Origin of the sequence: Psychromonas antarctica (genome assembly GCF_022267535.1) — a bacterium.
In the GTDB taxonomy this organism is placed as follows: Bacteria; Pseudomonadota; Gammaproteobacteria; order Enterobacterales; family Psychromonadaceae; genus Psychromonas; species Psychromonas antarctica.
Window position 1 is genome coordinate 1 of record NZ_JAHNZV010000127.1, and the last position, 7037, is coordinate 7037.

8 protein-coding genes are annotated in these 7037 nt (G+C 39.4%); 5 read left to right on the forward strand and 3 right to left on the reverse strand.

Annotated features, from left to right (window positions below; all coding sequences use genetic code 11):
- Positions 1-228: 228 nt before the first annotated feature.
- A complete protein-coding gene (locus KSO91_RS15225) occupies positions 229-1581 on the reverse strand; it encodes an SLC13 family permease (RefSeq protein ID WP_238743885.1) in 1353 nt (450 codons plus the stop codon).
- Between the two features lie 160 nt (positions 1582-1741).
- Here KSO91_RS15225 and KSO91_RS15230 point away from each other — a divergent pair, with 160 nt between their 5' ends.
- Positions 1742-1978 carry a hypothetical protein gene (locus KSO91_RS15230; RefSeq protein WP_238743886.1) on the forward strand — a complete coding sequence of 79 codons (237 nt, stop codon included), beginning with the start codon at positions 1742-1744 and terminating at the stop codon, positions 1976-1978.
- Positions 1979-1984: 6 nt separating this feature from the next.
- Here KSO91_RS15230 and KSO91_RS15235 read toward each other — a convergent pair whose 3' ends face one another.
- Positions 1985-2380 (reverse strand): nitrous oxide-stimulated promoter family protein, encoded by a 396-nt coding sequence (locus KSO91_RS15235; RefSeq protein ID WP_238743887.1) that lies wholly within the window; start codon positions 2378-2380, stop codon positions 1985-1987.
- Between the two features lie 87 nt (positions 2381-2467).
- Here KSO91_RS15235 and KSO91_RS15240 point away from each other — a divergent pair, with 87 nt between their 5' ends.
- The 4 genes from KSO91_RS15240 to KSO91_RS15255 are packed head-to-tail and all read left to right on the forward strand — an operon-like array spanning position 2468 to position 6280.
- Entirely contained in the window at positions 2468-4390 is a 1923-nt protein-coding gene (locus KSO91_RS15240; protein WP_238743888.1) for a DNA repair helicase YoaA, read from the forward strand.
- Positions 4391-4416: 26 nt separating this feature from the next.
- Positions 4417-5130 carry a tRNA (adenosine(37)-N6)-threonylcarbamoyltransferase complex dimerization subunit type 1 TsaB gene (tsaB, locus tag KSO91_RS15245; protein ID WP_238743889.1) on the forward strand — a complete coding sequence of 238 codons (714 nt, stop codon included), beginning with the start codon at positions 4417-4419 and terminating at the stop codon, positions 5128-5130.
- A 30-nt stretch (positions 5131-5160) separates the two neighbouring features.
- Positions 5161-5460, forward strand: a complete 300-nt coding sequence (locus tag KSO91_RS15250; RefSeq protein ID WP_238743890.1) for a hypothetical protein — start codon at positions 5161-5163, stop codon at positions 5458-5460.
- Positions 5461-5491: 31 nt separating this feature from the next.
- Positions 5492-6280, forward strand: coding sequence for a hypothetical protein (locus KSO91_RS15255; protein ID WP_238743891.1), 789 nt, complete (start codon positions 5492-5494; stop codon positions 6278-6280).
- Positions 6281-6307: 27 nt separating this feature from the next.
- Here KSO91_RS15255 and KSO91_RS15260 read toward each other — a convergent pair whose 3' ends face one another.
- Positions 6308-6907: a GGDEF domain-containing protein gene (locus tag KSO91_RS15260; protein WP_238743892.1), complete on the reverse strand. Its 600-nt coding sequence runs from the start codon at positions 6905-6907 to the stop codon at positions 6308-6310.
- Positions 6908-7037: the final 130 nt, after the last annotated feature.

The following is a 7037-nucleotide window of genomic DNA, read 5'->3' on the forward strand; positions in this document are numbered from 1 at the left end:
TAACCAGTTATTGCTGCGATGATTCGCCTTGAACTACGCAAAACTAACAGCACTGTATAATATGTTTTTTAACTTTTTGATATTTAATCTAATTTCGCTTCCATTATCCAGAACTGAGGTTAAATAAATAATAGTAGTCATCCGCATAACTATCAGCACAATGTCACTGGTTAAAATTAATGAACACTTCATTTTTCAATTACTGCAGCTTAAGAACTAACGTGGGTATCAGGTTATAAAATAGCGCCAGTAGCCATAGGCAAAGAGTGAAACAAGTAGAATACCAATTATATTCAGTAGTATTCCATATTTCATCATACAGCCAACTTTTACTGCGCCACTGCTCATGGCTATTGCATTAGGCGGTGTTGCAATCGGCAACATAAAGGCGTAACTAGCGCAAATTGTTGCTACCATCATCAATAATCGTGTATCTAAACCATTCTGCGCGGATAGTTCGTAAATAACTGGGAGTATCATTGAAATAAGCGCCGTATTACTGGTTATTTCAGTTGAAAAAGTCACTAGAGAAGCGATTAAAATAATAAGTAATGGTGTCGGTAGTTGGCTGAAGTTTTGTAAAAACTGGGCAACTTGATTGGCTAAGCCAGAGCTAGTAAACAGAGCCGCAATCGAAAAACCAGCACCAAACAGTAAGATAATGTCAAAGGGGACCTTTTTCATGTCTTTCCAGTTTAGGATGTTAATTGGCGGTAAAAACAAGAGTAGACCCGCGCTGAGTAATAGCCCTTTTTCATTAAGCCCGAGCCCTGCATAATAGGGCTGGATTGGCGAGTTGGCGAATAAAAGCACTATCAAACTGAGCAAAATAATCGTCACTTTTTTCTGCTCAATGGTCAGTGAATTCTTTATTCGCTGGTGGCGTTTATCTAGCTGTTTATCTTTTGTTCCCAATGAAAGCAGCCAGCCAAGGATTAAAAACATAATAAGTGCTAAAGGGAGCAATAGCATGACCCATTGCGCAAAGGGAATCGCTGGCAGTTTTAAATTCTCAATGATGCCGTATAGAATTAAATTCGGTGGAGTACCAATCGGTGTGATAATACCGCCGATGCTTGCCCCGTAACAAAGTGCAAGGGCAAAACGTTTTTTTAAAGCGTTGTCATTGGATAAAAACAGTACTAGTGGCATCAGTAATAAACAGCTGGTGGTATTAGACAAAAAAGCACTCAGGCAGCCTGCTGTTAATGCCAGCGCGTAAATCATACCGCGTACGGTATGAGGGAAAATATGCAATATTTTATTGGCTATGACTTTATGGAGGTCGGTTTTTTCAACTCCAATGGCTAATAAAAATCCACCTATAAACAGAAAAATAATAGATTTACTGTAGTTGCTCGAAACTTGATCTGTTGGCATCAAATCAAACATAGGAAAGAGAAAAATAGGGAATAGTGAAACCACCCCAAGAGGCAGCGCGCTATTGCTCCATAGTATGACTAGAAAAGAAATTAACCCAAGTGCTATTGCCTGTTCGGATAATAGCCAAAAATGAGCAAAAAAATAGAATAGAGAAGCGCACATAATGGCAATTAAAATCTTAACAACATTGCTACCCATATTCATTGTCCAGCTATGAAATCTTTATCTATAATTTTAGTATTAATATTTGCATTTGTTCTTTAAATGTTAAATTAGTATAAAAAAACATCAATATATTTCTATCAGTGCCGATAACGCAGTTAAGTAGTGTTGCTTGTAATAAAAGTGAGGAGGAGAGATGAGTCAGCATTTAATCATTGATTTTATCAATCGAACTTACGTTTTTAAACCATTTAATGACGCTAAGATAGTTAATCACAAGATAAAAAAAATTCAGGGATCCAATCGTCAAAATAATGTATCACCGCAAATGTTTGCGGAAAGTACTCATCCGCTGCATAAGATTGAGGTGAAAAAGATAAAAGAAAAAGATCCACAAGAACAAACAGAAGGGCATATAGATATCATCGTCTGAGCCGAATCACTGTTTGTTTCGGCAATGACGATTGGAAGCTTTAGTGGGGATAACAGTTGCGACGGGACGTGTTTCTGCGATGAGGTGTTTTATCGCTAAGATGGGGTGACTTAATAGCATACGAGGGCCCGCGTAAATCATTATTTCTTTTGCTTGTTGGCGCTGTGCTGCTTTATAGCAATGGATAGGGCATTTGTTACAGGTCGGTTTATTTTGACCATAGGGACAACGATCTAACTTTTCATTCACATAGCGTATAAATTCACTACACTCACTGCAAGGCTCTGACTTGTCTTCGTCTTTACCTGCGCTGTGGTGGGCTCTGCAATAAATATTGACCATTGCTTTGATGGTTTTAAATTCGTTGCCGAGTTGCGCGGGTAAAAAATGTAATTTGCACATAGTCGATTTACTCTTATTAATTATCTTTAATTCACGTAGAATAGCGTGCCCTAGCTCATCATCCTACTGTTATAAGAGTGAATTGTTTTGATCTCATCTTTTTTTTCCCCTTCCGGGGCGTTAAGTCAAAAACTGCCTCATTTTATGGCTCGCGAATCACAACTTGAAATGGCGGATGCAGTCGCTTCTGCGATAAAAAACAAACAGTCATTGGTGGTTGAAGCCGAGACGGGGACGGGAAAAACCTTTGCTTATTTAGCCCCCGCTTTGTTATCTTTTGATAAAGAAAGTGCCTCCAAAATCATTATTTCAACGGGGAGTAAAGCGTTACAAGAACAGCTTTTTTTAAAAGATTTACCGCTTCTTATTGAAACTACCCATTTTACTGGCACAGTGACCCTGTTAAAAGGGCGTAGCAACTATCTTTGTAATGAACGCTTAAATCGCTTTATGCTGGAAAGTCGACATAAAGAAAAAGCGTTGCAAGTCGAACTGGTCAAAATTAAAAATTGGTCATTGGCGACAAAAACAGGCGACATTGCCGAAGTAGATAATTTAGCCGAAGATGCAGTAATCATCCCCTCTATCACCAGCAATAATGACAACTGTTTGGGACGTGAATGTCCGAGTTTTGATGACTGCTTTATTGTTAAAGCACGGAAAAAAGCGATGCAGGCAGATTTGGTGGTGATAAATCACCATCTTTTTTTTGCTGATTTAGCGGTAAAAGAAACAGGTTTTGGTGAGCTGATGCCTGAAGCTGGTGTTTATATTTTTGATGAAGCACATCAACTCCCTGATATAGCCAGCCTTTACTTTGGTGAATCAATTTCAAGCCGGCAATTTAGCGATCTTGCAAAGGAGATCGATTTTGTTTATCGCACAGAACTTAGAGAAGCAAAGCAGATGGCCAAAGCTGCCGAGCAACTGCGTATTACGGTTTTTGATTTTCGATTGGCATTTGCAATAGATAAAGGCACGGGCAGCTGGCGAGATAAATCCCGTGAGCGTGTTATGCAGCTGCATATTCAACGTTTGTTAGAAGTCATGGATTTTTTAAAGGAAGTACTCTGTGATCTGTTAGGTAAAAGTGAATTATTAGATCACTGTTTCGAGCGTTTAAGTCAGTTCACCTTACTGTTTAATAAACTCAACAATGTCAATGAAAGTGGCTTTAGTTATTGGTTTTCCTGTACCCAACAACATTTTTCGCTCAATATAACGCCGCTTAGTGTTGCACAACGCTTTCAGTTAGAATGTCAGAAAAAAAAAGCAGCTTGGATTTTTACCTCGGCAACATTATCGGTAAAAGGGCAGTTTGATCATTTTACTGAATTATTGGGCTTACAGGATAGTCAGTGTGTGCAATTAAGTAGCCCCTTTGATTATGCAAAACAAACCCTTTTTGTGGTGCCAAGATTATTACCCGAGCCGGGAACGCCGGGACTTGCAGATAAATTAATTGATCTATTGGCGCCAGTTATTCGAGCCAGCAAGGGCCGTTGTTTCTTTTTATGCACCAGTCATGCAATGATGAATCAGCTGGCGGTAGGCTTTCGGCAAACACTCACCCTGCCGGTACTATTACAGGGTGAAAAAAGCAAACAGGCGTTACTTGACGAGTTTGTTAGCCATGGTAATGCTCTATTAGTTGCAACAGGCAGTTTTTGGGAAGGCGTTGATGTGCGCGGACAGGCTTTATCTTGTGTTATTATTGATAAGCTGCCATTTGCATCACCTGACGAGCCATTATTAAAAGCACGTATAGAAGATGCGCAGCTAAAAGGTAAAGATCCCTTTGCACAGGTACAACTGCCACAAGCGGTTATTACTTTTAAACAAGGAATAGGTCGTTTGATTCGAGCAGAACAAGACAGAGGCGTATTAATTGTTTGTGATAACCGTTTAGTGACGCGTAAATATGGAAATTTATTTCTCAATAGTTTACCTTGCATGCCACGTACTCGATCACTCGAAAATGCGATACAATTCTTGAAAAAAATTGATTAATCAGTAAAAATATAAATAGGTTAAATATGTCCCAGAAGTTAAATGTGTTATGCGTAGATACGTCAACAGAAGCGTGTTCGGTTGCAGTGCTTTGTTCTACAGGTAATGAACAAGCGATTAGCGAGCAGTTTATGTTGGCACCACGTGAACATACGACCAAGATCTTGCCTACCGTCGAGCTGGTGTTATTACAAGCCGGTTTAACACTGGCTGATATTGATGTGGTCGCGTATGGCCGAGGACCGGGGAGTTTTACCGGTGTTAGAATTGGCATCAGTATTGCACAAGGTTTGGCATACGGTCTCGAAAAAAAGATGGTCGGTGTGTCAACACTACAAGCGATGGCGCAACAAGCTTATAAAAATCAAAAAGTAACTGACGTTTATGCGGCTATTGATGCGCGTATGGGGGAAATTTATTTTGCTCATTATCAGTTAAAAGATAATTTAATGGCACTAATCGGTGAAGAAGTGGTGATCAAACCTGCTGATTTGTTGGCATCGCAACCAGATGTAGTAGAAAATGCTGTGTTAGTTGGCACCGGTTGGGCGGTTTATCCTGAATTAGCGGAATTCTTTAAAGCACAATTACCACTTGATATTGAGTATCCGAGTGCAAAATATATGTTAGATCAGGTTGTGCGATGCGTGGAAAAAGGAGAGGCAGTTTTACCCGAGTTAGCAACGCCGGTCTATCTGCGTGATAAAGTTACTTGGAAGAAGTTACCTGGAAGAGAGTGAATCATTTTTATTTAGTGGTTGGGATTATTAATGGCGATAAACAATAATACAACATTAGTAACAAGTACGATTAACGCAGGCAAAACGGCGATTGCAAAAAAACCGTCACAAGCCAGCGTTAGTGAAGTCGCACCCGTCACAAAAAAAGCCCAATCTGCTACGTTTTCAATGATACTGTCTGAAAAACAAAAGGATTCTATTCATCAAGCATTGGGTTATGATCAACCCACTCCTAAACAAAGAGGGGCACTCGATACATACCAAAAAATTGCGGGTCAAGAGCAACGAGATGCGATCATAAATAGCATGAGTTTTCATTTTGTTGTTTAGAACGCTTCTTATTATAACTGGGGCTTATAACGTGTTACGTTTCCTATTAATTGCCATTTTATTATTCACTACAATATCGCTATCTGCGCAGCCGTATGAAATAAACCTAAGTAGCAAACAAGCTAATGCTCTCGGTCAACTTATTTGGGAAAATGAGGGACAACAGAAATTGCAGCACCTTACTTCATGGAATCGTGGTGAAGATTTCCCCTCTCTGGGCTTAGGCCATTTTATCTGGTACCCCAATAAAGAGAAAGGGCCTTTTAAGGAGCAGTTTCCCGCGCTGCTAACCTATTTTAAAAAGCATGGTGTGACACCACCCGCTTGGCTAAGTGATTTGAAGTTTGCTCCGTGGAAATCGCGCGAACAATTTTATACTGAGTTTGATGATGAAGCGCTCAGTCAACTAAGGGTCTTTTTAAGTGAACATATTGATTTGCAAGTTAAATTTGTTATATTAAGACTTGAAAATGCGATTCCACTTATTATTGCTGATTGCAATAAACAGCAAAAGAAAAGAGTAATAGCTAATTTAAGCCAATTAACCTCAACAACTCAGGGATTGTTTGCTTTGCTGGACTATATCAACTTCAAAGGTGATGGGCTGTCTAAACTAGAGCGCTATCAGGGAGATGGGTGGGGGCTTAAGCAAGTTTTATTAACGATGCCCGAGGTCTATCAGGACCCGCTGCGCATTTTTGGTTTGGCTGCTGATGAAGTATTAACCAGAAGGGTAAAGAATGCGCCACGAGATGAGTTCCGTTGGTTAAAAGGCTGGCGTGTACGTATTCACGCTTATCAAGACATTAAGATTAGATAATTTTCGCGCGAGGCAAAAGGATATGTGTTAAGCCTCAACTCGATTTCTGCCATTATCTTTTGCTTTATAAAGCATAATATCAGCCTTACTAATTAATTCACTTTCTTCACTCCCAATATTTGGGATGATTTCAGCTAAGCCAATACTCGCCGTTAAATAGTTTTTAATAGGTGAGTTTTTATTTTGTATATTAAGATCAACAATTTTATCTAGCAATTTGATTGCAAGTTGCTTTGCCTGTTCGAGTGATGTATCGTCGAAAACTAAAGCAAACTCTTCCCCGCCGTACCTTGAACAAATATCACCGGGTCTATTAACAAATTCTTTAAGAAGCTGCCCTATCTTAATTAAACAATCATCACCAGATTGATTACCATAAGTATCATTGAGTAGTTTAAAGTGATCCAAATCTATTATCGCCAAGCTGATTGGCTTCTTAAGCCTTGTGCACCTTTTCCATTCTTTAAGAATAAAATCATCAAAACTGCGGCGATTAGGGATTTTTGTAAGTCCGTCTATGCTTGCAAGGTTTCTTACTGCTTCCTCAGCAATTTTTCTTTTCGTAATGTTTTGGTGAAAAATGACAAAGTAATTCTTACCTGCGACATGAAAGGGCGTTACGCGCATTATAGTGAGCTTACGGCTGCATAGTTTGACTTGGGCGGTTAGCCCAATTCAGTCTTTTTTGGAAAGCAAGTCAGCCGTTACTCACTATTTTCTAGATAATTCCATGGCAGGTAATTTTCTGGGTTGGCTT

Excerpts from the sequence above, each read along its gene's own strand:
- KSO91_RS15225 (WP_238743885.1), bottom strand. The coding sequence starts at position 1,581 with ATGGGTAGCAATGTTGTTAAGATTTTAATTGCCATTATGTGCGCTTCT.
- KSO91_RS15230 (WP_238743886.1), top strand. The coding sequence starts at position 1,742 with ATGAGTCAGCATTTAATCATTGATTTTATCAATCGAACTTACGTTTTT.
- KSO91_RS15235 (WP_238743887.1), bottom strand. The coding sequence starts at position 2,380 with ATGTGCAAATTACATTTTTTACCCGCGCAACTCGGCAACGAATTTAAA.
- tsaB (WP_238743889.1), top strand. The coding sequence starts at position 4,417 with ATGTCCCAGAAGTTAAATGTGTTATGCGTAGATACGTCAACAGAAGCG.
- KSO91_RS15250 (WP_238743890.1), top strand. The coding sequence starts at position 5,161 with ATGGCGATAAACAATAATACAACATTAGTAACAAGTACGATTAACGCA.
- KSO91_RS15260 (WP_238743892.1), bottom strand. The coding sequence starts at position 6,907 with ATGCGCGTAACGCCCTTTCATGTCGCAGGTAAGAATTACTTTGTCATT.